Origin of the sequence: Pseudomonas sp. 51_B (assembly GCF_017491595.1) — a bacterium.
Taxonomy (GTDB): Bacteria; Pseudomonadota; Gammaproteobacteria; order Pseudomonadales; family Pseudomonadaceae; genus Aquipseudomonas; species Aquipseudomonas promysalinigenes.
Genome location: NZ_JAFGYW010000580.1, coordinates 1 through 243, shown reverse-complemented (window position 1 = coordinate 243; position 243 = coordinate 1). Strand labels below are relative to the sequence as shown.

Annotated in this window: 1 protein-coding gene; it reads right to left on the bottom strand. The window is 60.1% G+C overall.

The window, feature by feature from the left end; all coding sequences use genetic code 11:
• Nucleotides 1–243 (bottom strand): amino acid permease (locus J5M56_RS26280; RefSeq protein WP_207938222.1); only part of this gene is annotated, 243 nt, incomplete at both ends.

Genomic DNA, 243 nt, shown 5'->3' with positions numbered 1-243 from the left:
ACAGTACATTGACCAACACCAACAGTGCCAACACCCCGAGAAACCCCACCACCGTGGCCTTGCCGACATCCGACCGGCGCTGTGCGCGCCCCGAATAAACGCTGGCGCCTTCGATACCGATGAACACCCAGACGGTGACCAGCATCATGTTGCGTACCTGGTTCATCACGCTGCCAAGCTCGGGAGTACCCACGGCCCAGATGTCGGCGGTGAACACCTCGAGCTTGAAGGCGAACAGGCAAA